The organism is Rahnella sp. Larv3_ips (assembly GCF_003697865.1).
In the GTDB taxonomy this organism is placed as follows: Bacteria; Pseudomonadota; Gammaproteobacteria; order Enterobacterales; family Enterobacteriaceae; genus Rahnella; species Rahnella rivi.
This window is the reverse complement of record NZ_MJIB01000021.1, coordinates 681,332-706,349: the sequence shown is the minus strand read 5'-3', so window position 1 is coordinate 706,349 and position 25,018 is coordinate 681,332. Positions and strand designations below refer to the sequence as shown.

The 25,018-nt window shown below is 54.0% G+C and carries 26 protein-coding genes; 4 read left to right on the top strand and 22 right to left on the bottom strand.

Features of this window, described 5'->3' with window-relative positions; all coding sequences use genetic code 11:
- The 9 genes from ED901_RS25665 to fkpA form a co-directional block, all read right to left on the bottom strand.
- Window positions 1-97, bottom strand: a 97-nt coding sequence (locus ED901_RS25665; protein WP_005339915.1) for a GTP-binding protein, incomplete at its 3' end; no start/stop codon positions are given.
- A 71-nt stretch (window positions 98-168) separates the two neighbouring features.
- Entirely contained in the window at window positions 169-2,283 is a 2,115-nt protein-coding gene (fusA, locus tag ED901_RS22740; RefSeq protein WP_056775179.1) for an elongation factor G, read from the bottom strand.
- A 96-nt stretch (window positions 2,284-2,379) separates the two neighbouring features.
- Window positions 2,380-2,850 (bottom strand): 30S ribosomal protein S7, encoded by a 471-nt coding sequence (gene rpsG / locus ED901_RS22735; protein ID WP_005969574.1) that lies wholly within the window; start codon window positions 2,848-2,850, stop codon window positions 2,380-2,382.
- A 96-nt stretch (window positions 2,851-2,946) separates the two neighbouring features.
- Window positions 2,947-3,321: a 30S ribosomal protein S12 gene (rpsL, locus tag ED901_RS22730; protein ID WP_013573668.1), complete on the bottom strand. Its 375-nt coding sequence runs from the start codon at window positions 3,319-3,321 to the stop codon at window positions 2,947-2,949.
- A 143-nt stretch (window positions 3,322-3,464) separates the two neighbouring features.
- On the bottom strand, window positions 3,465-3,752 hold the full coding sequence (gene tusB, locus ED901_RS22725; protein ID WP_056775182.1) for a sulfurtransferase complex subunit TusB: 288 nt from the start codon (window positions 3,750-3,752) through the stop codon (window positions 3,465-3,467).
- A gap of 13 nt (window positions 3,753-3,765) precedes the next feature.
- Window positions 3,766-4,125 carry a sulfurtransferase complex subunit TusC gene (gene tusC / locus ED901_RS22720; protein WP_122097327.1) on the bottom strand — a complete coding sequence of 120 codons (360 nt, stop codon included), beginning with the start codon at window positions 4,123-4,125 and terminating at the stop codon, window positions 3,766-3,768.
- Between the two features lie 22 nt (window positions 4,126-4,147).
- Entirely contained in the window at window positions 4,148-4,540 is a 393-nt protein-coding gene (gene tusD, locus ED901_RS22715) for a sulfurtransferase complex subunit TusD (RefSeq protein ID WP_082465728.1), read from the bottom strand.
- On the bottom strand, window positions 4,537-5,259 hold the full coding sequence (locus ED901_RS22710; RefSeq protein WP_056775190.1) for a transcriptional regulator: 723 nt from the start codon (window positions 5,257-5,259) through the stop codon (window positions 4,537-4,539). Before ED901_RS22710 ends, tusD begins: the two co-directional genes overlap by 4 nt.
- A gap of 264 nt (window positions 5,260-5,523) precedes the next feature.
- Entirely contained in the window at window positions 5,524-6,375 is an 852-nt protein-coding gene (fkpA, locus tag ED901_RS22705) for an FKBP-type peptidyl-prolyl cis-trans isomerase (RefSeq protein ID WP_056775194.1), read from the bottom strand.
- Window positions 6,376-6,667: 292 nt separating this feature from the next.
- Between fkpA and ED901_RS22700 the strand changes: the two genes are divergently transcribed.
- Window positions 6,668-6,886 carry a protein SlyX gene (locus ED901_RS22700; protein WP_056775197.1) on the top strand — a complete coding sequence of 73 codons (219 nt, stop codon included), beginning with the start codon at window positions 6,668-6,670 and terminating at the stop codon, window positions 6,884-6,886.
- Window positions 6,887-6,958: 72 nt separating this feature from the next.
- On the opposite strand, the gene slyD is transcribed toward ED901_RS22700, so the two are convergent.
- The 4 genes from slyD to kefG form a co-directional block, all read right to left on the bottom strand.
- Entirely contained in the window at window positions 6,959-7,564 is a 606-nt protein-coding gene (slyD, locus tag ED901_RS22695) for a peptidylprolyl isomerase (protein WP_056775200.1), read from the bottom strand.
- 200 nt (window positions 7,565-7,764) lie between these two features.
- Window positions 7,765-7,968, bottom strand: a complete 204-nt coding sequence (locus tag ED901_RS22690) for a YheV family putative zinc ribbon protein (RefSeq protein WP_056775203.1) — start codon at window positions 7,966-7,968, stop codon at window positions 7,765-7,767.
- Window positions 7,969-8,047: 79 nt separating this feature from the next.
- Window positions 8,048-9,856, bottom strand: a complete 1,809-nt coding sequence (gene kefB / locus ED901_RS22685; protein WP_056775208.1) for a glutathione-regulated potassium-efflux system protein KefB — start codon at window positions 9,854-9,856, stop codon at window positions 8,048-8,050.
- Complete coding sequence (gene kefG / locus ED901_RS22680) at window positions 9,856-10,410, bottom strand: glutathione-regulated potassium-efflux system ancillary protein KefG (RefSeq protein WP_056775210.1); 555 nt, start codon at window positions 10,408-10,410, stop codon at window positions 9,856-9,858. The genes kefB and kefG overlap by 1 nt, the downstream gene beginning before the upstream one ends.
- Before the next feature lie 129 nt (window positions 10,411-10,539).
- Here kefG and ED901_RS22675 point away from each other — a divergent pair, with 129 nt between their 5' ends.
- On the top strand, window positions 10,540-12,459 hold the full coding sequence (locus tag ED901_RS22675) for an ABC transporter ATP-binding protein (RefSeq protein WP_122097326.1): 1,920 nt from the start codon (window positions 10,540-10,542) through the stop codon (window positions 12,457-12,459).
- Window positions 12,460-12,555: 96 nt separating this feature from the next.
- Here the strand turns inward: ED901_RS22675 and tauD are convergent, their stop codons facing one another.
- The 5 genes from tauD to ED901_RS22650 all read right to left on the bottom strand — a co-directional run bounded on the left by tauD (window position 12,556) and on the right by ED901_RS22650 (window position 16,784).
- Complete coding sequence (tauD, locus tag ED901_RS22670) at window positions 12,556-13,404, bottom strand: taurine dioxygenase (protein WP_122097325.1); 849 nt, start codon at window positions 13,402-13,404, stop codon at window positions 12,556-12,558.
- Window positions 13,401-14,234: a taurine ABC transporter permease TauC gene (gene tauC / locus ED901_RS22665; protein WP_122097324.1), complete on the bottom strand. Its 834-nt coding sequence runs from the start codon at window positions 14,232-14,234 to the stop codon at window positions 13,401-13,403. Before tauC ends, tauD begins: the two co-directional genes overlap by 4 nt.
- Window positions 14,231-14,998 carry a taurine ABC transporter ATP-binding subunit gene (gene tauB / locus ED901_RS22660; RefSeq protein ID WP_122097323.1) on the bottom strand — a complete coding sequence of 256 codons (768 nt, stop codon included), beginning with the start codon at window positions 14,996-14,998 and terminating at the stop codon, window positions 14,231-14,233. Before tauB ends, tauC begins: the two co-directional genes overlap by 4 nt.
- Before the next feature lie 10 nt (window positions 14,999-15,008).
- Window positions 15,009-16,019 (bottom strand): taurine ABC transporter substrate-binding protein, encoded by a 1,011-nt coding sequence (tauA, locus tag ED901_RS22655; protein ID WP_122097322.1) that lies wholly within the window; start codon window positions 16,017-16,019, stop codon window positions 15,009-15,011.
- Between the two features lie 162 nt (window positions 16,020-16,181).
- Entirely contained in the window at window positions 16,182-16,784 is a 603-nt protein-coding gene (locus ED901_RS22650) for a LysE family translocator (protein ID WP_056775230.1), read from the bottom strand.
- Between the two features lie 111 nt (window positions 16,785-16,895).
- Here ED901_RS22650 and ED901_RS22645 point away from each other — a divergent pair, with 111 nt between their 5' ends.
- A complete protein-coding gene (locus ED901_RS22645) occupies window positions 16,896-17,897 on the top strand; it encodes a hydrolase (RefSeq protein ID WP_056775233.1) in 1,002 nt (333 codons plus the stop codon).
- A complete protein-coding gene (locus ED901_RS22640; RefSeq protein WP_122097321.1) occupies window positions 17,894-18,139 on the top strand; it encodes a YheU family protein in 246 nt (81 codons plus the stop codon). The genes ED901_RS22645 and ED901_RS22640 overlap by 4 nt, the downstream gene beginning before the upstream one ends.
- Window positions 18,140-18,214: 75 nt before the next feature.
- On the opposite strand, the gene glgP is transcribed toward ED901_RS22640, so the two are convergent.
- From glgP to glgX, 4 genes are all read right to left on the bottom strand, one after another.
- On the bottom strand, window positions 18,215-20,662 hold the full coding sequence (gene glgP, locus ED901_RS22635) for a glycogen phosphorylase (RefSeq protein ID WP_056775239.1): 2,448 nt from the start codon (window positions 20,660-20,662) through the stop codon (window positions 18,215-18,217).
- A 39-nt stretch (window positions 20,663-20,701) separates the two neighbouring features.
- Complete coding sequence (glgA, locus tag ED901_RS22630; protein ID WP_056775242.1) at window positions 20,702-22,138, bottom strand: glycogen synthase GlgA; 1,437 nt, start codon at window positions 22,136-22,138, stop codon at window positions 20,702-20,704.
- Window positions 22,139-22,210: 72 nt separating this feature from the next.
- Window positions 22,211-23,488 carry a glucose-1-phosphate adenylyltransferase gene (glgC, locus tag ED901_RS22625; RefSeq protein WP_122097320.1) on the bottom strand — a complete coding sequence of 426 codons (1,278 nt, stop codon included), beginning with the start codon at window positions 23,486-23,488 and terminating at the stop codon, window positions 22,211-22,213.
- 17 nt (window positions 23,489-23,505) lie between these two features.
- Window positions 23,506-25,018: glycogen debranching protein GlgX (gene glgX / locus ED901_RS22620; protein ID WP_240994000.1), on the bottom strand; the 1,513-nt coding region annotated here is incomplete at its 5' end.

Below are 25,018 nucleotides of genomic sequence, written 5' to 3'. Positions count from 1 at the left end.
TGATTGCTGCAGTCAGGGTAGTTTTACCGTGGTCGACGTGGCCGATAGTACCAACGTTAACGTGCGGTTTGTTACGTTCAAATTTTTCTTTAGACACGGCTATATTCCTTACTCTTGTGCTCTCCCTTCATAGAGAGAGCACGGGATCATTGTGTTTAAAACTGTGGCTTATTTGCCACGAGCTTCAATAACGGCCAGGGCCACGTTATTCGGCGCATCATCATACTTCAGGAATTCCATGGAGTAAGATGCACGGCCTTTAGTCAGTGAACGCAGCTGAGTTGCATAACCGAACATTTCGGAAAGCGGAACTTCGGCATGAATCACAACGCCAGTAGCGTTAGAATCTTGGCCTTTCAGCATACCACGACGACGGCTAAGGTCACCGATGACGTCACCAGTGTTCTCTTCTGGAGTTTCTACTTCAACCTTCATGATCGGCTCAAGCAGAACTGGTTTCGCTTTCTTAAAGCCATCTTTGAAGGCAATAGAAGCGGCCAGTTTAAACGCCAGCTCAGAGGAGTCAACGTCGTGGTAAGAACCGAAGTGCAGACGCACACCGAGATCTACTACTGGGTAACCCGCCAGAGGACCTGATTTCAGCTGTTCCTGGATGCCTTTGTCAATCGCAGAGATGTATTCGCCAGGAATTACACCACCCTTGATTTCGTTGACAAACTCGTAGCCTTTCGGATTCGAGCCTGGCTCCAATGGATACATATCGATCACAACGTGACCATATTGACCACGACCACCAGACTGCTTGGCGTGTTTACCTTCAACGTCAGTCACTTTGGAGCGAATCGCTTCACGGTAAGCAACCTGCGGCTTACCTACGTTCGCTTCAACGTTAAACTCACGACGCATACGGTCAACCAGGATATCCAGGTGAAGTTCACCCATACCTGCGATGATAGTCTGACCAGATTCTTCGTCAGTCCATACGCGGAATGATGGGTCTTCTTTCGCCAGACGGCCCAGAGCCAGACCCATTTTTTCCTGGTCAGCTTTGGTTTTTGGTTCTACCGCAACGGAGATTACCGGTTCAGGGAATTCCATGCGCTCCAGAATGATCACGTTATCCGGATCACACAAGGTATCACCAGTAGTCACGTCTTTCAGACCGATCGCTGCAGCGATATCGCCCGCACGAACTTCTTTGATTTCTTCACGCTTGTTAGCGTGCATCTGAACGATACGACCCAGACGTTCACGCTGTGATTTCACTGGGTTAAATACAGTGTCACCAGAGTTGACGAGACCGGAATAAACACGGAAGAACGTCAAGTTACCCACGAATGGGTCAGTAGCGATTTTGAACGCCAGAGCAGAGAACGGCTCAGCATCGTCAGAATGGCGAACTGCCGGAGTATCTTTACCGTCGTCCAACATACCGTTGATAGCTTCAACGTCAGTTGGTGCTGGCAGATATTCAACAACAGCATCCAGCATTGCCTGTACGCCTTTGTTTTTAAACGCAGAACCACAGGTAACCAGGATAACTTCGTTGTTCAGAACGCGCTTACGCAGAGAAGCTTTGATCTCTTCTTCAGTCAGCTCTTCGCCACCAAAGAATTTCTCCATCAGCTCATCAGAACCTTCAGCAGCGGACTCAACCAGTTTCTGACGCCATTCTTCAGCCAGTTCTTGCATATCAGCTGGGATCTCTTCGTATTCGAAGGTCACGCCCTGATCTGCTTCGTTCCAGTTGATAGCTTTCATTTTCACCAGGTCAACAACACCGGTGAATTTCTCTTCCGCGCCGATTGCCAGTTGCAGAGGCACCGGAGTTGCGCCCAGACGTTTTTCAATCTGGTCAACAACTTTCAGGAAGTTAGCACCCATACGGTCCATTTTGTTAACGAACGCGATACGTGGAACTTTATATTTGTTTGCCTGACGCCATACGGTCTCAGACTGTGGCTGAACACCACCAACTGCACAGTAAACCATTACCGCGCCATCAAGAACACGCATGGAACGTTCAACTTCGATGGTGAAGTCAACGTGTCCTGGGGTGTCAATGATGTTGATGTGGTGTGGTTCAAACTGCTTAGCCATACCAGACCAGAAACAGGTTGTCGCAGCGGACGTGATGGTAATACCACGTTCCTGCTCCTGCTCCATCCAGTCCATGGTGGCTGCGCCGTCATGAACTTCACCGATTTTGTGGTTTACACCGGTGTAGAACAGAACACGTTCGGTAGTAGTTGTCTTACCGGCGTCGATGTGAGCACTGATACCAATGTTACGGTAGCGCTCAATGGGTGTTTTACGAGCCATTTGATTCCTCTATAACTAGGACGTTCAAGTTCGGTTAAGCCAAGCGGGTTGGCTTCTTGAAGCGCCCGCTTGGTTAGCATAACTACAGCGAAGTGATTACCAGCGGTAGTGGGCGAACGCCTTGTTGGCTTCAGCCATACGGTGAACGTCTTCACGTTTCTTAACTGCAGTACCTTTGTTCTCTGCAGCATCAGAAAGTTCGTTCGCCAGGCGGAGAGCCATGGATTTATCACCGCGTTTACGAGCAGCTTCAACGATCCAACGCATTGCCAGAGCATTACGACGAACCGGACGGACTTCTACTGGAACCTGATAAGTAGAACCACCTACACGGCGGGACTTAACTTCGACAGTCGGACGAACGTTGTCCAGTGCGACTTCGAAAGCTTCCAGGTGGCCTTTACCGCTACGTTGAGCCAGGGTCTCAAGAGCAGTGTAGACGATTGCTTCTGCAGTAGATTTTTTACCATCTACCATCAGAATGTTGACGAATTTTGCCAGCAGTTCGGATCCGAACTTAGGATCTGGCAGGATTTTACGTTGACCAATGACGCGACGACGTGGCATGGAAATACTCCGTTGTTAATTCAGGATTGTCCAAAACTCTAAGAGTTTATTTTGACAGTAATGTGAAAATGTTTGGCCTTACTTAACGGAGAACCATTAAGACTTCGGCTTTTTAACGCCGTATTTAGAACGAGATTGCTTACGATCCTTAACGCCTGAACAGTCCAGCGCGCCGCGGACGGTGTGATAACGCACACCTGGCAAGTCTTTTACACGACCGCCACGGATCAGGATCACGGAGTGTTCCTGAAGGTTATGACCTTCACCGCCGATGTAGGAGGTAACTTCAAAACCGTTAGTCAAACGCACACGGCATACTTTACGCAATGCGGAGTTTGGTTTTTTAGGAGTGGTGGTATATACACGGGTACATACGCCACGTTTCTGCGGGCAAGCTTCCAGCGCTGGAACGTTGCTTTTAGCAACCTTCGTAGAGCGTGGTTTGCGTACCAGCTGATTAATTGTTGCCATTAAAAAGCTCCTGGATTTTGGTTCATAAACTACTTTGTAAACGCGTGATAAATCGCCCCATAAAAAGCATTAGCTAATATGGGGACGCAGAATTTTAGAGCTGACCTTGGAGGGTGTCAAGAAATATACAGCACATCATAGATTCACCAAGCGGTTTGCTGGGCATGTTTCTCCGTCAGCGCGACGAAACCAGTATAGTCGATCAGGGTAATATTGTGTGATATTTGACCAACCAATCCTCTGGCGGCCAAATCTTCGCTTAGCACATAGACACTTTGTACATGCTGAAAAAGCAGCTCGCACGCCTCACTGCCTTCGAGGGAAGCCAGCACACCATCTTGCATCAACAGCAGGGCATCATCCTGAGTCACCAGTTTAACAAGCAGCGGGAAATCACAGTGTTGCGGAGAACGGGCAAGAGTAAAAAGCATCGGAATTCCTGATTCAGAAAGTCAGCACCACATCATATTCAGCCAGTTGGCGACGGATTTCGGCGACAGACAGCGCCTCAACATCCAGCACCCACTCCTGCGTAACAGACAATCCTCTTGCCTTTAAAGATGCCGAACAGACATAGCACTGATCGACGTCGTAAAGCGATAACACGCCAAATGTCGCGATATAATTGCGCGCTAATATTTTTTCGGGCTGCTGGCCTGGGATCAGCTGAAACACCCCATCCGCCATGAAAAAGACGCCAATGTCTTCGGTCAGGGCAGAAGTTGCCAGCAATGCATCAAGACCTTCGCGACCGGCAGATGTACCGTGAGGTCCCTGCGTGAAAATAAACGCTACCTTCTTCATCGTTGTTTTCCGCTCAGACACATCAGAATTGCACCATACGATCGCAGGTCAGTGACGCTTCTGCGAGACTGCCCAATCCGGTGAGGTTGAAGCCGGGTTGCAGGTTGGTTTGACCATGCCCCTGATTATGCGCTTCCGTTTCATCGATCACTCCCCGGCGCAATGCCGCAGCAATGCACACATTGAGCGCAACCTGATGATCGGCCGCCATTCTTTGCCATGAACGAACCAGATCGAATTCATCGGAGGCCGGGGCAGAAAGCAAATTGCCGTTCAACACCCCATCCCGATAGAAAAACACGCTGTCGAGTTGATGACCGCTGGCGATCAGAGCCAGCGCAAACTGATAAGCGGCGCTGGCTTGTTGCGTTCCATAAGCCGGGCCGGTCACCAGGAGGCAATAACGCAGTTTCAACGCTCATTCCCCACCAGGTCACCGCTTTTAAACTGGCGGATATACAGGTAGACCGTGTGTTTGGAAATATTCAGCCGGTCAGCGACCTGATTGATAGCATCTTTAATATCAAAAATACCTTTTTCATAAAGATTCAGAACCACCTGACGGTTCTTCGCATTATTAGACACATTACGGTCAGCGTTCACTTCTTCAATCGTGAATTCGAGCGTTTGTGCGACCAGATCGTCAACGGACGATGCGAAGTTAACCGAAGGAGCCACTTCCTGCGTTTCAGGCGGCATGAAGGTTTGAATGATTTGCGAGAAAGGTACGTCAAGATTCATGTTGATACACAACAGCCCCACCACGCGCTGTTCGCGATTCCGAATGGCGATAGTGACTGACTTCATCAACACACCGCTTTTTGCGCGGGTGAAATAGGCTTTGGAGACATTGCTGTCCGCGCCGGTCATGTCATGCAACATGCGCAGCGCCAGATCCGTAATAGGCGAACCAATCTTACGGCCTGTGTGTTCACCGTTGGCGATTCGCACGGCGGAACATTTCAGATCTTCCAGCGAGTGAAGAACAATTTCGCAATGCTCACCAATAAGCATCGCCAGTCCGTCCACGACGGCCTCGTAGGAAGACAAAATTTCGTGATCGACCTGGCTAAAAGGACGTTGGTCCAGCAAATCCAGTTCGCCGGTTTCGCCAGTTATAAGCGAATTAGACATTGAAGCTACCACCCTCTACATCGCGCCTTCTCATGGGAGCCAGGGCGCATTATTCATCATTCCAGGTTCGTTACTGTACCAAAACTACAGAAAAAACGGTCTGGCGAGTTTACGGATCTGTGACGTTATGCCCGACGGACAGAAGCGTCAAGTAATCATCATAGAGTAACCGCAGTAAAAAGAGGGATTGGTTGCGATAAAAGTTACCCGCGAAAAAAAACCGCCGCATTATGCGACGGTTCGTTGTAGCAACTGTGCTTTCGCTTAGTTTGCTTTTGGCGCTGCTTCAGCTTCAGCTGGTTTTTCAGCTGCTTTAGGATCTGCTTTCGGTGCAGCTTTCACGTCCAGCAGTTCAACGTCGAACACCAGAGTAGAATTCGCTGGGATCCCCGGAACGCCGGTTTTGCCGTAGGCCAGTTCCGGTGGAATGACCAGCTTGATTTTGCCGCCTTTCTTGATGTGTTTCAGGCCTTCGGTCCAGCCTGGGATCACGCCATCAAGACGGAAAGACAGTGGCTCGCCGCGGGTGTAAGAGTTATCGAACTCTGTACCGTCGGTCAGGGTACCTTTGTAGTTTACGACAACGGTGTCGCTGTCTTTAGGTGCCGCGCCAGTACCTGGTTTTTCTACCTGATACATCAGGCCAGATTCCGTCTTCTTCACGCCTTTTTCTTTAGCGAAATCAGCACGGAATTTGTCACCTTTGTCGGAATTCGCTTTAGCATCCTGTTCCATCTTAGCTTGTGCAGAAGCTTTCACACGGCCTTCGAAGGTTTGCAGGGTTTTCTCGATTTCCTGATCTGACAATTTGCTCTTGTTCGCAAACGCATCCTGAACACCGGCGATCAACTGGTCTTTATCCAGTTTGATGCCCAGTTTTTCTTGTTCTTTCAGCGAGTTGTCCATGTAGCGACCCAGTGAAGCGCCCAGCGCGTAAGCCGCCTGCTCATCATCACTTTTAAACTTAGAGGCTTCTGCTGCAGGTGCAGCAGCTGGCGCGGTGGCAGCAGGTGTTGCCGCTGCGGCCGGTGCAGTTTCAGCAGCCATAACCTGAGTCGCGTTCAGGGCGATTGCCATGGTCGTTGCCAGCAGGGTGACTTTAAACAGTGATTTCATCCATTTCTCCAGGACCAGAAGTTTATGACCTCTGGTAATCATTACGAAAGTTCGGCGGTTACTATAACTGTCCGTCTCACGACAAAACAATCTCTATACACGCCATTAGCGTCTATTTCAGACCTTTTACGCATCAATTAGTTTCGCGAAACCGTTGAAAAACGAAGGTTGAGCGCCACAGTTGTCAGGTAATTCGCCGTATTTGCAGGTAGAATCGGCCACCTAATTGCAGGATGAGGTTCCGGTCAGTGCTCAATCTGATCAACTTGAGCCACACGATGAGGTAACAATGATGAACTCAAATACCGTTGAACAGCGTCTGGAAATGCTGGAAAACAAACTGGCTTTTCAGGAAGTCACCATCGAAGAGCTGAATATGATCGTGACGCAACACCAGCTGGAGATGAGCCGTTTACATGATCATCTGCGACTGCTGACGGACAAACTGCGCGCCAGCCAGCCGTCAATGATTGCCGATCAGTCGGAAGAAACTCCGCCGCCACATTATTGATAACGTTCCCTGACCCAGTAAAAAGGCGCCCATCAGGCGCCTTTCTTATTTACCGCGACAGCGGGCGTGCGATCAATGACAACCGCAGCCGCCATTGCCGCCGCAACCGCCTTTCTTCGCTTCATCATGGCCGTGATCGTGATCATGGCTGTGACCGTGGCCACCGCAGCAACCGTCACCATGTTCGTGATCGTGACCATGGTCGTGGCCGTGTTCGCCATGAACGTGGCCATGCGCCAGTTCTTCTTCAGTCGCTTCACGGATAGCAACCACTTCAACGTGGAAGTTCAGATCCTGACCCGCCAGCATGTGGTTGCCATCGACAACAACGTGGTCGCCGTCAACTTCAGTGATTTCGACAGGAACCGGGCCCTGATCGGTGTCAGCCAGGAAACGCATACCCACTTCCAGCTCTTCAACACCCATGAACACGTCTTTAGGAACGCGCTGAACCAGATTTTCATCGTAGTTGCCGTAAGCGTCATTCGCGCCAACGTGCACGTCGAATACGTCACCGATGGCATGGCCTTCCAGCGCCGTTTCCAGACCGGAGATCAGGGAGCCATGGCCGTGCAGATAATCCAACGGTGCGCTCACCGGAGATTCATCAACCAACACACCGTCTTCTGTACGTACCTGATATGCCACGCTGATGACCAGGTCTTTAGATACTTTCATGATAACTCCTACCGTTGGAAACTTAATTTGTTGTATGCGGACGTCTTAACAACGTACGCAACGTCAGTTAAGACTAATTCAGTGACGGTCACTTTTCGATGAGATCATCCTGAAAAGCGATACCGGATAAATTTGGCGAAGAGTGTAGCGGAAATCCGCGCCGCTGTACCCTACAGCATAAAAAAACGCGGCTATTAACGCTACTTTGGATCGAAAATACCGATCACCTGCTCTTCCGGACGCAGCTTCTTACTGACCTGCGCATCCGTCTGGCGCTGATGGTGGCCGCACGTCATGCATTCCACCACTTCAACCTGATCTTCCGTCCATAACGCCAGCGTATCCAGCGCCTTACATTTCGGACACACCGCGCCGGCGATAAAACGTTTACGGGTAGTAGCCATTGTTACTTCTCCTGAAATTAACGACATTGCGTCTGGTCAGTTTTCGCTCAAAAGGCGGCATTATTTTTAATCTGCCGGACTATTCATCATCGTCCCAGCCATCAAGCTGCCGGCGTTCGTTATGCATTTCGCTCTGGAAGATATCTTCCAGTTCGCGCCGCGCCTCTTTCACGCGGGAAATTTGCGCCACATCACCCCGGTTTTGTGGTACCAGCTCACGCAGCATACGCATATCGAGACGGCGAAAATGCTGCTGAGCGCGATACGCACTGTGCGGATGCATACCCAGCGTCACCAGCGCCTTCTTGCCCAGTTCCAGCGCACTGGAGAACGTCTCGCGGGAGAAGTGCGCTACGCCCGCCTGCAACAGCTCATGGGCTTCTACACGGCCCCGGGCGCGCGCCAGAATATTCAGATGAGGAAAGTGTTGCTGACACAAATGCACGATGGTCATTGTGTCTTCCGGCTCATCACAGGTAATGACGATCGATTTCGCTTTCTCCGCGCCGGATGCCCTCAGCAACTCAAGTTCGGTCGCATCGCCGTAATAGACTTTATACCCATAGGTGCGCATCAGCCCGACCGCACTGATATCACGCTCCAGTACGGTGATGCGCATCTTATTCGCCATCAGCAAACGCCCGATCACCTGCCCGAAACGCCCGAATCCGACGATAATCACCTGCGGCTCATCATCCTGCACAAAGTGCTTTTCGTCGCTCTCTTCACCGTCGTTATAGCGACGTACCAGGATCCGGTCCACCCACTGCATCAGCAAAGGCGTGGTCATCATCGATAACGTCACCACCACCAGCAGCAATGAAAGCTGGGAAGAAGAAATGACTTTCTGCGCGCCGGCGGCCGAAAACAGCACGAAAGCAAACTCGCCTCCCTGGCTGAGCACAGCGGAGAATTGCAGCCGGACTGAAGTGCGTAACCCAAACACCCGGGAAAGCCCGTAGAGCACCGCACCTTTGACCGTCACCAGAATAATCACACCGGCCAGCACCAGCAGAATATGGGTGTACAGCACCCCCAGATTCAACGCCATGCCAACAGAAATAAAGAACAGCCCGAGCAGTAAACCCTTAAATGGCTCGATAGCGATTTCCAGTTCGTGCTGATATTCACTTTCTGCCAGTAAAATCCCGGCGATAAACGTCCCGAGCGCCATCGAAAAGCCCAGCGTATCCATAAACAACGCCGAACCCAGCACCACCAGCAACGCGGCGGCGGTAAACACCTCGCGCACGCCGGAGGCAACGATCAGCCGGAAAATGGGCCGCAGCAAATAGCGGCCGCCAATCAGCATGCCGCCAAACGCCAGCACTTTAATACCGATCATTTCCCAGTTATTGCTGCCCTCGGACCCTCCCGCCAGAATCGGGATCAGCGCCAGGGCCGGGATTACCGCGATGTCCTGAAACAGCAGCACGGCAAAACCCAGCTGGCCGCCTTCGTTACGGGTCATGCCTTTATCGCGCATCAGCTGCAACGCCATGGCTGTTGATGACATCGCCAGCCCGATACCGCCGATCACTGCCGCCTGCCAGGAGAACTTCGTCAGATAAAGCAGGCCGCCGAGCACCAGCGCAGTGAGGATCACCTGCCCGGCGCCGACGCCAAATATTTGCCGCCGCAATGCCCACAGCTTTCCGGGATTCAGCTCCAGCCCGATGATAAACATCAGAAAGACCACGCCGAGTTCAGAGAAGTGCAGAATTTCGTCGACGTCGCGAATAAAGCCCAGCCCCCAAGGGCCGATGGCGATCCCGGCCAGCAAATAGCCGAGCACCGCGCCAATACCTAAACGCTGCGCAACGGGAACGGCCACGACGGCGGCGAACAGAAACAGCAGGATCGCGGCGGGCAGATTTGAACCATCCATCAGGCGATCCCTCCCTGCGGCAGCGGAGATTTAAGCCATTCGCCGTAAGCTTCAGCATGGCTTTGCAACACATCAGGTTTCTGACGACGCGCCCAGTAAATGATGACGGGCGTCATCCAGTGCATATGACACATCGCCGAGGTCAGCTCAAATGGCCGCATAATGTCGGACATCGGATAGCGGTTATACCCGCCCGCTTTATACGCCCCTTCGGGTTCGCCGGTGGTGACCACCGAACGCCAGTATTTTCCCCGCAGTTCATTGCCCCCTGCTCCGCTGGCAAAGCCTCTCGCCAGCACGCGATCCATCCATTCCTTCAGCAACGCCGGGCAGCTGTAGGTATAAAGAGGATGCTGGAAGACGATCACTTTATGCTCGCGCAGCAGTTGCTGTTCGCGGTGGATATCAATAAAGAAGTCGGGATAGTGGGCGTACAAATCGTGCACGGTGACATGTTCAAGTTGCTGCGCTTGTTGTAATAAAACGCGATTGGCGACCGAATCGGGTGATTCCGGGTGGGCGTACAGCAGCAAAACCTTTGGTGGCTGCGACATCAATACCTCCAAAGCGTCGTCAGGGTGCGGTTTTTCCGTTACCATGCTTCGCAAAGACAAAATGGGACGCGATACGTCTTGTTTAAATCATTTTCATGACAATTTAACATACTCTCAACACGGCGCTTTATGATTGTTTTCTCCTCCTTACAAATCCGACGCGGCACTAATGTGCTGCTGGACAACGCGTCTGCGACCATCAATCCTGGCCAAAAAGTCGGGCTGGTGGGCAAAAATGGCTGCGGTAAATCCACCCTTATTTCACTGCTAAAAGGTGAGATGAGCGCCGATGCAGGCAATCTGACATTTCCGTTCAGCTGGGCGCTGGCCTGGGTCAATCAGGAAACACCCGCTCTGGACGAGCCTGCGATAGAGTATGTTATCGACGGCGATCGCGAATTTCGTCAGTTAGAATCCGAATTACAGCAGGCCAATGAACGTGACGATGGCCATGCCATTGCCACGCTGCACGGCAAGCTGGATGCGATCAACGCCTGGACCATTCCGGCGCGCGCGGCCAGCCTGCTCAGCGGTTTAGGCTTTAGCCAGAATCAGCTTCAGCAGCCGGTCAAATCCTTCTCCGGTGGCTGGCGTATGCGCCTTAACCTGGCGCAGGCGCTGATTTGCCGCTCTGATTTACTGCTGCTCGACGAACCGACCAACCACCTGGATTTAGATGCGGTGATCTGGCTGGAAAAGTGGCTGAAAAGCTACACCGGCACGCTGGTGCTCATTTCCCATGACCGCGATTTCCTGGATCCGATTGTCGATAAAATTCTGCATATCGAGCAGCAAACGCTGAACGAATACACCGGCAACTACTCGTCTTTCGAACGTCAGCGTGCGACCAAACTGTCGCAACAGCAGGCATTGTTTGAAAGTCAGCAGGAAAAAGTGGCGCATCTGCAAAGTTATATCGATCGTTTCCGCGCCCAGGCGACCAAAGCCAAACAGGCGCAGAGCCGTATCAAAATGCTCGAACGCATGGAGCTGATTGCTCCGGCACACGTCGACAATCCTTTTCATTTTAGCTTCCGTTCGCCGGAAAGCTTACCCGATCCGCTGCTGCGGATGGAAAAAGTCAGCGCCGGATATGGCGACACCACCATTCTGGATTCGATCAAGCTGAATCTGGTGCCGGGGTCGCGCATCGGCCTGCTGGGCCGTAACGGTGCCGGTAAATCCACGCTGATCAAACTGCTGGCGGGCACCATGGCACCGCTTCAGGGTGATATCGGGCTGTCGAAAGGCGTCAAACTCGGTTACTTCGCGCAGCATCAGCTCGAGTTCCTGCGCGCCGATGATTCGCCACTGCAACATCTGGTGCGTCTGGCAGCGAAAGAAACCGAGCAGCAACTGCGGGATTATCTCGGTGGTTTCGGCTTCCACGGCGACAAAGTGACGGATCCGACCGGGCGTTTCTCCGGCGGCGAAAAAGCCCGTCTGGTGCTGGCCCTGATCGTCTGGCAGCGTCCGAACCTGCTGCTGCTCGATGAACCGACCAACCACCTCGATCTGGATATGCGTCAGGCGCTAACCGAAGCGCTGATGGACTTTGAAGGCGCGATGGTGGTGGTATCGCATGACCGTCACTTACTGCGTTCCACCACGGATGATTTGTATCTGGTTCACGGCGGTAAAGTCGAACAGTTCGACGGTGATCTGGAAGATTATCAGCAGTGGCTGGTGGATATTCAGCGTCAGGAAAATCAGCTGGATGCACCCTCGAAAGACGGTGGCGTAAACAGTGCGCAATCACGCAAAGACCAGAAGCGCCGCGAAGCCGATTTCCGCAACCAGACCCAGCCGCTGCGTAAGCAAATCACCAAACTTGAAACGCAGATGGAAAAACTGAGCACTGAACTGGCGGCGATTGAAGAACGTCTGGCCGATTCCGCGATGTACGACATCAGCCGTAAAGCCGATCTTACCGAATGTCTGCAACAACAGACCAAAGTGAAAGGCGCGCTGGAAGAAACTGAAATGACCTGGCTCGATGCCCAAGAACAGCTGGAAGAGTTATCAAAAGCCTTTGATGTAGAAGGCTGAGCTGACGGTTAAAAGCGGTCACACCGATAAAACGTGATTGTGCAGGAGCGACCAACGTGACGCAGCGATGCCGTCACCGCCCTGCACAACCTCGCATCAGGCTTTGTAAAAAGGTCTATCGCCCAATATGGTCGCGCGATGCATGATCCGCCGCTGCGGCAAATAATCGGCATTCGCATAGTGCTGCGTCACGCGGTTATCCCATATCGCGATATCATTTTCCTGCCAGCGCCAGCGCACCTGAAATTCCGGTTTAGTGATATGGCTGAACAGGAACGTCAACACAGCGGCGCTCTCTTTTTCACTCAAGCCGATAATCCGCGTCGTAAAACCTTCATTGACGAACAACGCCTTTTTGCCGCTGACCGGGTGTGAACGGATCACAGGATGCAACAACGGCGGATTTTTCTCCTTGGCTTTCAGCCATTGTGCGTGTTCTTCCGCCGTTTTCCGGTACTTAAATTCCTGGAATGATTTGGTAAAGTCGTGCTCAGCCTGTAAGCCACTCAGCAACTGCCGCAATGGCTCAGACAGCGCCTCATAGGCCGCAATACCACTGGCCCACAGCGTATCTCCGCCTGAAGAAGGCAACCTTTTCGCGGCTAAAATCGCACCGGCTGGCGGTGTGTCGATGAAGGTCACGTCGGTATGCCAGTTGTCGTTGTCCGGCGGATTATCATCATGCGTATCCAGCACGATGATCTCCTCCACGTCCGGCGCGTGCGGATACACCGGGTGAATATGCAAATCACCGAAACGGGCGGCCAGCGCACGTTGCTCCAGCGGGGTAACCGGCTGATTACGCAAGAACAGCACCTGGTGCTTTAACAGCGCGTGATAAAGCTGTTCGAACTGCGCGTCTGACAGCGGTTTACTCAGCACGACATTCTCAACCTGCGCGCCGATATACGGACCTAAAGGCGTGATCACCAAACGTTCGTTCATTGTTGTTCTCCATGCCACGGGGTCAGCCTGCGTTGCAAAGCGCGCAACCCGAGTTCAAGACTAAAAGCGATCAGTGCGATGACACTGATACCGGCAATCACCACATCGGTCGCCAGAAACTCACCGGCCGACTGCACCATAAATCCGAGGCCACGCGTGGCGGCAATCAGTTCTGCCGCAACCAGCGTTGACCAGCCGACGCCCAGTCCGATGCGGATACCCGTCAGGATTTCCGGCAGCGCACTCGGCAATATCACGTAACGCAAAACCTGAATTTTGCTGGCACCGAGCGCCTGAGCAGCGCGAACCCGCACCTGCGACACACTGCGCACACCGGCCAGCGCAGAGAGCGCCACCGGCGCAAAAATGGCCAGATAGATCAGCAGAATTTTCGAGGTTTCACCGATCCCAAACCAGATAACCATCAGTGGCAAATAAGCCAGCGGCGGCACCGGGCGATACAGTTCGATCAGCGGATCAAGAATGCCGCGTACGGTGTCATTGAGACCCATGGCGATACCGACCGGCACACCAATGATCACCGCGGCCAGCAGGGCGATAACGATGCGCGTCAGGCTCGCGGCCAGATGCTGCCACAGCGTGGCATCCATAAATCCCTGAGGACTGCCGATCACGTACAGCTGATGCAAAACCTGCTGCGGCGCGGGTAAAAACAGCGGGCTGATGAGGTGCAACGCCGTCACCGCCCACCAGACCAGCAGCAACACCAGCAGCGTGGCAATGCTCAGGCGCACATTGCGCGGCAGGCGAAATCGCCGCCGCGAAACGGCCACCGGTGAATCGGTTTTCAACGCGGAATACAGGCTCATATCAGCACCTCGCGCTGCTGAAAGACTTTACTCAGCACGTATTCACGCTGAGCAATAAATTCAGGATCAGATTTGATTGCACGGCAGTTTTCACCCCCGGCATAGCGCTGGCCGAAGTTGAGTTTCAGGCGTTCAACCACCTGCCCCGGCCCCGGCGACAACAGCAACAGCTCGCTGGCCAGGAAAACGGCTTCTTCGATGTCGTGGGTGATCAGCAGGATCTGTTTGCCCGTATCACGCCAGATGGTCAGCAGTAATTCCTGCATCTGTTCGCGGGTAAAAGCATCCAGCGCGCCGAAAGGCTCATCAAGCAAAAGCAGTTGTGGATCCGCCGCCAGCGCACGGGCGATACCCACCCGCTGGCGCATCCCGCCGGAAAGCTGCCAGATAAAATGCTTTTCGTAACCGCCCAGCCCCACCTTGCTTAACATGCGCTGCGCGATGTACCGACGCTGAGTTTTCTTCACGCCAGCCAGTTCCAGACCAAATTCGACATTACTTTGAACGTCCCGCCACGGCAGCAAACCTTCGTGCTGAAATACCACGCCGCGGTCGGCACCCGGCCCGTTCACCGGCTTGCCGTCCAGCGTGATGCTGCCTGAAGAGGCAGACTGGAAACCGGCGATCAGATTGAGCAGCGTGGTTTTTCCGCAACCGGACGGCCCGAGCACCACCACCAGCTCGCCACTGGCGATCTGCAGTGAAATGTCTTTGAGTGCCGGTTTCCCCTGATATTCAGCCGATAAATGCGAGACATTTAACATAGGTTGCTCCTCAGGATTTCGGGCCGGACTGCACCGCTTTCACAAACTCGCTGGTCACATAGTCGCTGTAATCATCGTCAGTCTGCTGAATTTTGCCCTGCTCCTTGAGGAAGGCCGCCGTATCTTTAATCGCTTTGTTCACCGGCTCACCGAGCTGGGTAATTTGCTCGCTGACCGGCAGATAGCGGTTACCTTTCACCAGACCCGGGATCTGCTCATCCGGCACGCCGCTCAGACGCGATAAGGTGTCGAGATTCTTTTTATCCTGTAACCATTTTTCAGGTTGCTGCAAATAGTCGCCCTGCGCTTTCAGTGCGCTGCGGGCAAAAGCGGTCACGACGTCAGGATGTGCTTTGGCGAAATCTTTACGCACGACCCACACGTCCAGTGTGGGGGCGCCCCATTGACCCACTTGTGCCGAATCAGTCAGCACTTTGCCGGTTTTCTCAAGCTCGTTCACCGCCGGCGCCCAGACATAAGCCCCGTCAATGTCACCCCGCGCCCAGGCCGCCGCGATGGCCGGTGGCTGTAAATTCACAATAGTGACCTGCTTCGGATCGATACCCCAATGCTTCAGCGCGGCCAGCAGGCTGTAATGAGTGGTGGAAATAAACGGCACGGCGATGCGTTTACCGATCAGATCTTTCGGGCCGGTAATGCTTTTCTTCACCACCAGCGCCTCGGAACTGCCGAGTTCAGACGCCAGCAAAAACACTTCTATCGGCAACTTCTGGCTCGCGGCAACGGCCAGCGGGCTGGATCCAATATTGCCGATCTGCACGTCACCGGAGGCCAGCGCGCGCAGCACGCTCGATCCGCTGTCGAATTTGCGCCAGTCCACCTTGGCACCGGATTCTTTGGCAAACGTATTTTCTGCCTGAGCGACCTTAGCCGGTTCCGCTGACGTCTGATAAGCCACGGTGACATCCGTCGCCTGCGCGCAGAACGCCGCCATACTCAGAGCAAGGGCCAGGCCACTTTTTTTCAATGCAGAAAGGGGAAACGTATTGAGATCGGTCATGGGGGTCAGCTCCGCGCAGGGCGTCATTGTGTGTGTTTGTCAGTTGTAGCGGAGGTGTAAAAATAGATAAAGTAATTAGAAATTATCTTTAATGCTTTTATGGAATATAAAACACCAACAAAAAGGCCTCGTTGCGGAGGCCATGGAAAACGCAGGAAAAAATCAGTGCCAGATTAACAGCACGCAGGCAGCGGTCAGGATACCCATCGCAATATTAAAGGTGTACCAGGCGCGACGACTGCGCAGCAGGCGGCCAATCACCGTACCGAAACCCAGCCAGATCACCCCGGAAACCAGATTCACCAAAAACATTCCGAGGCTGATACCGGCAATCGAGTGATTGTAAGCCGCGCCCGCCAGGCTGAAACTCGCTACCGCTCCCAGCCCCATCAGCCACGCTTTAGGGTTGAGGAACTGCAACAACCAGCCCTGATATAAGCGGATCGGCTTTGGCGGCGGAGCGCCGGTTTCCAGTTTTTCATAGGCGGAAGTGGCAATCTTCCACGCCAGCCACAGCAAATACAGGCTACCGGCGATCTTCAGAAACAGATGTAACGCGGGATATACCGTGATCAATCCGCCGACGCCAAATGCCACCAGCAGCAAAATACTTTGCATACCGAGCATAATGCCGACCATCAGCCAGAGTGAGCGGAAGAACCCGAAGTTAGCGCCAGAGGTGGTTAACAACATATTATTCGGCCCCGGCGTGATGGCCGCGACCCATAAAAAACCGAGCATGGATAAAAATAAACTAAGTTCCATTTAATGGGTGCTCCTCACCCGGTGTCGTGCGATTCAGTTGTGCGATAAGATTGAAGCTATCAGTGTGATATTGATCGCACAAGAGCCTGTTGAGAGAAAATTATTCATCTTATGTATGAATCCTTTCGCCCTTTGCGCGGGGCCAGTAATCCGCATATCCAGACGCTGTTACCGCGGCTGGTCAGGCGGCACGCAAAACTTAAACCCTGCTGGCAAAGACTGGACACGCCCGATGGCGATTTTCTGGATCTGGCCTGGAGTGAAGATCCGCAACTGGCGCGCCACAAACCGCGTATGGTGCTGTTTCACGGGCTGGAAGGCAGCTTCTACAGCCCCTATGCGCACGGCTTATTACAGGCGTGGAAAGACCGGGGCTGGCTGGGTGTGGTGATGCATTTTCGCGGATGCAGCGGCGAGCCGAATAAACTTCAGCGAATTTACCATTCGGGAGAAACCGAAGACGCGCGCTTTTTCATTCACTGGCTAAATGAAACTTACGGTGAAATGCCCACCGGCGCCGTCGGCGTTTCTCTTGGCGGCAATATGCTGGCCTGTTATCTCGGTCAGGAAGGCGAAAACTGCACCCTCAGCGCCGCCGTGGTGGTGTCGGCGCCGCTGATGCTTGAGCCTTGCGCGTACCGGCTGGAGCGCGGTTCATCGCGGATTTATCAGCGCTATTTGCTCGGTCAGCTTAAAGGGAATGCGTCACGCAAACTGGCAAAATACCCCGGAACGCTGCCGGTCACCCTGACACAGCTGAAATCGATGCGACGCCTGCGCGAATTCGATGACGCGATCACGTCGAAAGCCCACGGTTTTGCCGATGCGCTGGATTATTACCGCCGGTGCAGCGGCCTGCCGTTACTGTTACAGGTACGCACGCCGCTGCTGATCATCCATGCCAAGGACGATCCATTCATGACGCCGGAGGTGATCCCTAAAGCAGAGGATTTACCGGCCTGCGTGGAGTATCAGCTGACCGAACACGGCGGGCATGTCGGGTTTGTTTCCGGCAGTCTGCGCAATCCGCAGATGTGGCTGGAGCAGCGCATTCCCGCGTGGATCGCCCCCTATTTAGAGAAAGAAGAACCAACAAAGGATGTAACGTTGTGATTATTCCCTGGCAAGAACTGGACGCAGAAATCCTCACCAGCGTGGTGGAATCTTTTGTCTTGCGCGAAGGTACCGACTACGGCGAAAAGGAACGCTCTCTCGAGCAAAAAGTGGATGACGTGAAACGTCAGCTGAAAAGCGGCGAAATTGTGCTGGTATGGTCCGAACTGCACGAAACGCTCAACATCATGCCGCGCGGCCAGTTTCGTGCCGGGCAGGAAGAAACACCGCAGGACTGGTGAGTAAAAAAACGTTCGCGTCATGGTTATTGTTAACCCCGGCCACTGACCGGGGTTAACCGTTAAATCAACGCCCCTCTACAATTTCACCGGCTTAATGTTCCAGATCTCATCTGCGTACTCCTGAATGGTACGGTCTGACGAGAAATAGCCCATATTGGCGATGTTGTGCAGCGTGCGGCGCGTCCACTCTTCCGGCAGTTTATACAGCTCATCGACTTTATCCTGCATATCGACATAACTGCGGTAATCCGCCAGTACCTGATAATGGTCGCCGAGATTCACCAGCGTATCGAACAGGTTGGTGTAGCGCTTTGGCTCGCCAGGGCTGAACACACCGGTGGCGATTTGTGTCAGCACCTGATGCAGCTCCGCGTCCTGCTCAAAATACGTGTGCGGGTTATAACCCTGACGGCGTAACGTCTCGACCTGCTCGGTGGTGTTGCCGAAGATAAAGATATTCTCCTCGCCGACGTGTTCGAGCATTTCGACGTTTGCGCCGTCCAGCGTGCCGATGGTCAGCGCGCCGTTGAGAGCAAATTTCATATTACTGGTACCGGAAGCTTCGGTGCCTGCCAGCGAGATCTGCTCGGAGAGATCGGCTGCCGGAATGATCATCTGCGCCAGACTGACGCTGTAGTTAGGGATGAAGACGATCTTCAGCTTGTTACCGATACGCGGATCGTTATTGATCACCGCCGCCACGTCGTTGATCAGCCGGATGATCTGTTTCGCCGCATAATAGGCCGAGGCCGCTTTACCGGCAAAAATCACCGTACGCGGCACCCATTCGGCGTCCGGTTCTTCCAGAATGCGGTTATAACGGGTGATGACGTGCAGCACGTTCATCAGCTGGCGTTTGTACTCATGAATACGTTTGATCTGCACATCGAACAGACTTTTTGGATCCACCACGATATTCAGTTTTTGCGCGATATACAGCGCGAGCCGTTTTTTGTTATCCAGCTTGGCCTTACGGATGGCCTGCAAGAAACTCAGGTAATCCAGATTCTGTTTCAGCTCAGAAAGCTGACTCAGGTCGGAACGCCAGGTGTGACCTATCGCATCATCAATCACCGCCGACAGCGGTTTATTGGCCAGCGCCAGCCAGCGACGCGGCGTCACCCCGTTGGTTTTATTACAGAAACGGTCAGGATAGATATGCGCGAAATCCGCGAACAGCGACTGCACCATCAGATCGGAGTGCAGCGCCGAGACGCCGTTGACTTTATGACTCGCGATCACCGCCAGCCACGCCATGCGCACCTTGCGGCCATTGCCTTCATCAATAATAGAAACGCGTGACAGCAGGCCGTCGTCGCCCGGTATTTGTGCCGCGACTTCTTTAAGGAAGTGATCGTTAATCTGGAAAATGATTTCCAGATGGCGCGGCAGGATCTTACCGATCATATCCACCGACCAGGTTTCCAGCGCTTCGGTCATCAGCGTGTGGTTGGTGTAGGAGAACACGCGGGAAACGGTGTCCCACGCAACCAGCCATTCAAATTTATGTTCGTCGATCAGTAACCGCATCAGCTCAGGGATAGACAGCACCGGGTGCGTGTCGTTGAGGTGAATGGCAATTTTATCGGCCAGATTATCGTAGGTATGGTGGGTGGTGTAGTGGCGGTTGAGGATATCCTGCACCGTCGCCGACACCAGGAAATACTCCTGACGCAAACGCAATTCGCGGCCCGAATAGGTGGAATCATCCGGATAAAGCACGCGCGATACGTTCTCGGAATGGTTTTTATCTTCCACCGCCGCGAAATAGTCGCCCTGATTAAATTTACCCAGATTGATCTCGTTACTGGCCTGCGCGCCCCACAGCCGCAGCGTATTGGTGGCGTCAGTGTCGTAACCGGGAATGACCTGATCGTAGGCGCAGGCGATGACCTCTTCGGTTTCCAGCCAGCGGGTTTTCACCCCTTCATGCTGAACGCGGCCACCGAAACGTACTTTATAACGGGTGTTGTAACGCTGAAACTCCCACGGATTCCCGTACTCCAGCCAGTAATCCGGTGACTCTTTTTGCTCGCCGTTAACGATGTTCTGCGCAAACATGCCGTATTCGTAACGAATACCATATCCGCGCCCCGGCAGCGCCAGCGTCGCCAGCGAATCCAGGAAACAGGCGGCCAGACGCCCCAGGCCGCCGTTGCCTAATCCGGGGTCATTCTCTTCGCCGATCAGTTCTTCAAGATCAAAGCCCATTTCATCAAGCGCGCTTTTAAGATCGTCATAAATACCCATCGCCAGCAGCGCATTGGAGAGCGTCCGTCCAATCAAAAACTCCATCGACAGGTAATACACCTGCCGGACATCCTGTGAGGTTTGCGCCCGGTTAGAGCGCAACCAGCGTTCAACCATACGGTCACGCACCGCAAATAAGGTGGCGTTCAGCCAGTCATGCTGCGTCGCGATAGACGGGTCTTTGCCAATAATAAACATCAGCTTATAGGCGATAGAATGCTTTAGCGCTTCGACACTGACTGTCGGTGAGTTGTAATTAAACGGTGAAGTCATAACGTTACATTCCCGATCAAGTTAGCTACGTTCAGGGGTTCAGGACAGAAGACGGTGATACAGCGTGAGATATTCCTGCGCTGCGACCTTCCAGCCAAAATCAATACCCATGGCGTGTTGTTGTACGTGTCGCCAATGTTTAGGACGGCTCCACAAAACAAATGCCCGGCGGATCGCACTTGCCAGCGATTTCCCCGTGGCTTCTTCGAACACAAAACCGCTGGCCGTTCCGTCAGCCAGATTTTCCAATGCACAATCCACCACGGTATCCGCTAACCCGCCGGTACGACGCACCAGCGGCAGGGTGCCGTATTTCAAACCATATAATTGCGTCAGACCGCAAGGCTCGAAGCGACTCGGCACCATAATGACATCCGCCCCGCCGATAATGCGGTGGGAAAAGGCTTCGTGGTAACCGAGCTGCACACCGACCTGCCCCGGATTGTCAGCGGCGGCGGCCAGAAATGCCTGTTGCAGCACCGCATCACCCGCTCCCAGCAGCGCCAGCTGACCGCCACGCTCGAGTAAATCCGGCAACGCTTCCAGCACCAGATCCAGCCCTTTCTGGCTGGTCAGGCGGCTGACGACTGCAAACACCAGCCGCGAGTCGTCAACGTCCAGCCCCATCGCCCGTTGCAAATAGGCTTTGTTAATGGCTTTGGAACGTAAATCATCGGCGTCATACCGCGCAGACAGCAGCACGTCATCACGTGGCTGCCAGATCGCTTCATCAACACCGTTAAGAATACCGGTCAGCCGCCCTTCCATTTCCCTCAGCTGCAACAAAGATTCCATGCCGTAGCCGAATTCCGGACGGGTGATTTCTTTGGCGTAGGTCGGGCTGACGGTGGTCACGTGATCGGAGAAATACAAACCGGCTTTCAGATAGGAAATCTGGCCGTAGAACTCCAGTCCGTGCATCTGGAAAAATTCACGCGGGATGTATAACTCATCCACGTGGTGCGCGCCAAACAGCCCCTGGAACGCCAGATTATGCACGGTAAAGACCGTTTTCACCGGCGCATGGCGGGCGCGGATATACGCCGACGCCAGACCGGCGTGCCAGTCATGGGAATGCACAATATTTGGCTGCCAGTGGTGATCAAATCCCAACGCCAGTTCGCACGCCATCCAGCTTAACAATGCAAAGCGCAGATGATTATCGGCGTAAGCAAAGGAAGACTGATCGTGATACGGGCTGCCGGGACGATCGTACAACCCTGGCACATCAATCAGATAAATACCGACGCCGTCAAAATAACCCAGCGAAAGGGTGACGTACCCGGCGAAAGTATCCAGCGTACCGATTACCCGTGTTTCTCCGAGGCCTTTTTTGACATCGGGGAACGCCGGAATGAGCACGCGGACATCCGCTCCCTCAGCAATCTGCGCGGCAGGCAGTGCACCGGCGACGTCTGCAAGGCCACCCGTTTTTAACAGGGGGAACAGCTCGGAACAAACATGTAAAACCTGCATTCGCGCTCCTGATTATCCCGGTCATCCCGGCGATAACCGGGATGACGAAAAGTCATGCTTTCTAAGGTCTGTTTATAGTTTCGCCAACATTGCGCGCGTCACCAGCACAACGCCGCCTTCGGAACGGTAAAAGCGGCGGCTGTCTTCGTCGGCGTTTTCACCAATGACCATGCCTTCGGGGATCTGACAGGCGCGGTCAATCACACATTTGCGCAGACGGCATGAACGACCCACATTCACATCCGGCAAAATAATCGTTGAATCAATATTGCAGAAAGAATTGATCCTCACACGCGGGAACAGCACTGAATGCACCACCACCGAGCCCGACACAATGCAACCCCCGGCCACCAGCGAGTTCATGGTCATGCCGTGACTGCCCGAGCGGTCCTGCACAAATTTTGCCGGCGGCAGCGGTTCCATGTGGGTGCGGATCGGCCAGTCGCGATCGTACATATCCAGTTCCGGCGTCACCGACGCCAGATCCAAATTAGCGCGCCAGTAAGCGTCGAGCGTGCCGACATCGCGCCAGTACGGAGGCAACTCTTCGTTCTGCGTAACGCACGACAGGCTGAACGGGTGCGCACGCGCCACCCCCTGAGCCGTCAGTTTCGGGATCAGATCTTTGCCGAAGTCATGGGTGGAACTTTCATCCGCCATATCTTCTTCGAGGATCCGAAACAGATAGTCCGCATTAAAAATGTAGATGCCCATGCTCGCCAGCGCCATATCAGGGTGCCCCGGCATCGGCGGTGGGTTTTGCGGTTTCTCGACAAAGCTTTTGATCTGATAGTCTTCGCTGACGTCCATCACACCGAATTCACTGCCCTCGGCAATCGGCACCGCAAGGCAGGCGACGGTACATTCACCGCCCTTCTGCACGTGGTCGATCAGCATGCGTGAGTAGTCCATCTTGTAGATATGATCGCCCGCCAGGATCACCACAAACTCGGCGTTATAGCGGCGGATAATATCCAGGTTCTGATAGACGGCATCGGCGGTGCCCTTGTACCAGTGTTCCGTGCTGTGACGCTGTTGCGCCGGAAGCAAATCCACAAACTCATTCATTTCTTCGTTAAGAAATGACCAGCCGCGCTGAATGTGCTGCACCAGCGTATGCGACTGATATTGCGTGATCACGCCGATACGCCGGATGCCCGAGTTGAGACAATTCGACAGAGCGAAATCGATGATGCGAAATTTACCGCCGAAGTGAACGGCGGGCTTTGCCCTGGTGGCCGTCAAATCTTTCAGTCGTGAACCACGTCCCCCGGCAAGAATCAACGCCACGGATTTCAGCGGCAGTTGTCGCGCCAGCATGACCGGGTCCCGGTTATCTAATGTCGCCATATCTGACTCCTTCGTTTTTATTGTGACCGGCTCTGTGGAGTGAAATCTTGTAGGACACAGAGGGTTTTCGCTGCTGCCCGCCATTGCGAGCCTTCCATGACGCGTCGGGGTTCCTCATCAAAAAGCACGCTGTTGAACGGTGCCACCGGCTGCCAGTTTCCCGGCGGCAGTTGCAGATCCACGTCGTGCAGGGAAGCATTCACGATTAACAGCCAGCGGCGGGAAAGAAGGATTTGCAGCCATTGCTGCGGCCCCTGCTCCCAGTCGCCGGGGGTCATCGGCTGCCCCTGTTGATTCAGCCATTGCACGTCTTCGCCGTCCTCCTGCCACCGGCGGTTTTGCGTCAGTGCCGGGATTTTCCGGCGCAGCGCAATCAGCGCGCAGACGTAGGCGGTCAGGCTTTCATCGGCATTTTCCCAGTCGAGCCAGGTCAGCGCGTTGTCCTGACAGTAGGCGTTGTTGTTGCCCGACTGGCTGTTGCCGTGCTCGTCACCGGCCAGCAACATCGGCGTGCCTTGTGACAAAAACAGCGACGCCAGCAGCGCACGCTGGCTGAGACGGCGCTGCCGTACTACTTCCTCAGACGCCTCCAGCCCTTCCTCGCCGTGGTTTTGGCTGAAGTTCTCGTTATGGCCGTCACGGTTTTCTTCACCGTTGGCCTGGTTGTGTTTCTGGTTAAAACTGACGACATCGCGCAACGTGAAACCGTCGTGCGCCGTCAGCATGTTGATGCTGGCGTAGGGTTCACGCTGCGCCGGGTCAAACTTGTCTGCTGACGCCGCCACGCGACCGGCAAACTGACCGATCGAGACATCGCCATGCAGCCAGAACTGACGCATTTCATCGCGCCAGACGTCATTCCATTCCGCAAAGGGTGCCGGGAACTGTCCGAGCTGATAACCGCCGGTACCAATGTCCCAGGGTTCGGCGATAAGCTTAACCTGCGAAAGTACCGGATCCTGTTTAATGGCGTTGAACAGCGGCGAATGCGCGGTGAACGCCGGCGTTCGTCCGAGCAGCGTCGCCAGGTCAAACCGGAAACCATCGACGTGACATTCGCGCACCCAGTAGTGCAGGCAGTCGAGCGTCCAGGCGATCACTTCGTCGTCCACCAGCCGCAGCGCGTTGCCGCAGCCGGTCATGTTGTTGTCAGTGCCGTCTTCGTTCAGCCAGTACCAGCTGGCGTTGTCGATGCCGCGAAACGAGATAAACGGCCCGTCAATATCCAGCTCGGCACTGTGGTTGAACACCACATCGAGGATCACTTCGATCCCCGCCTTATGCAGTGCTTTCACCGCCGACTTAAACTCACTCAGCGCCGAGACGCCGCCCAGACCGCTGGCATAACGCGGGTCTACGGCGCACGGCGCGAGCACGTTGTAACCCCAGTAATTGGTCAGCCCAAGACGTTGCAGGCGGGGTTCATCGGCGTGATGCTGTACCGGCAAAAGCTCAATGGCCGTCACCCCGAGATGTTGCAGATACTCGAGCATGACCGGATGCGCCAGCCCGGCATAGGTGCCGCGCAGT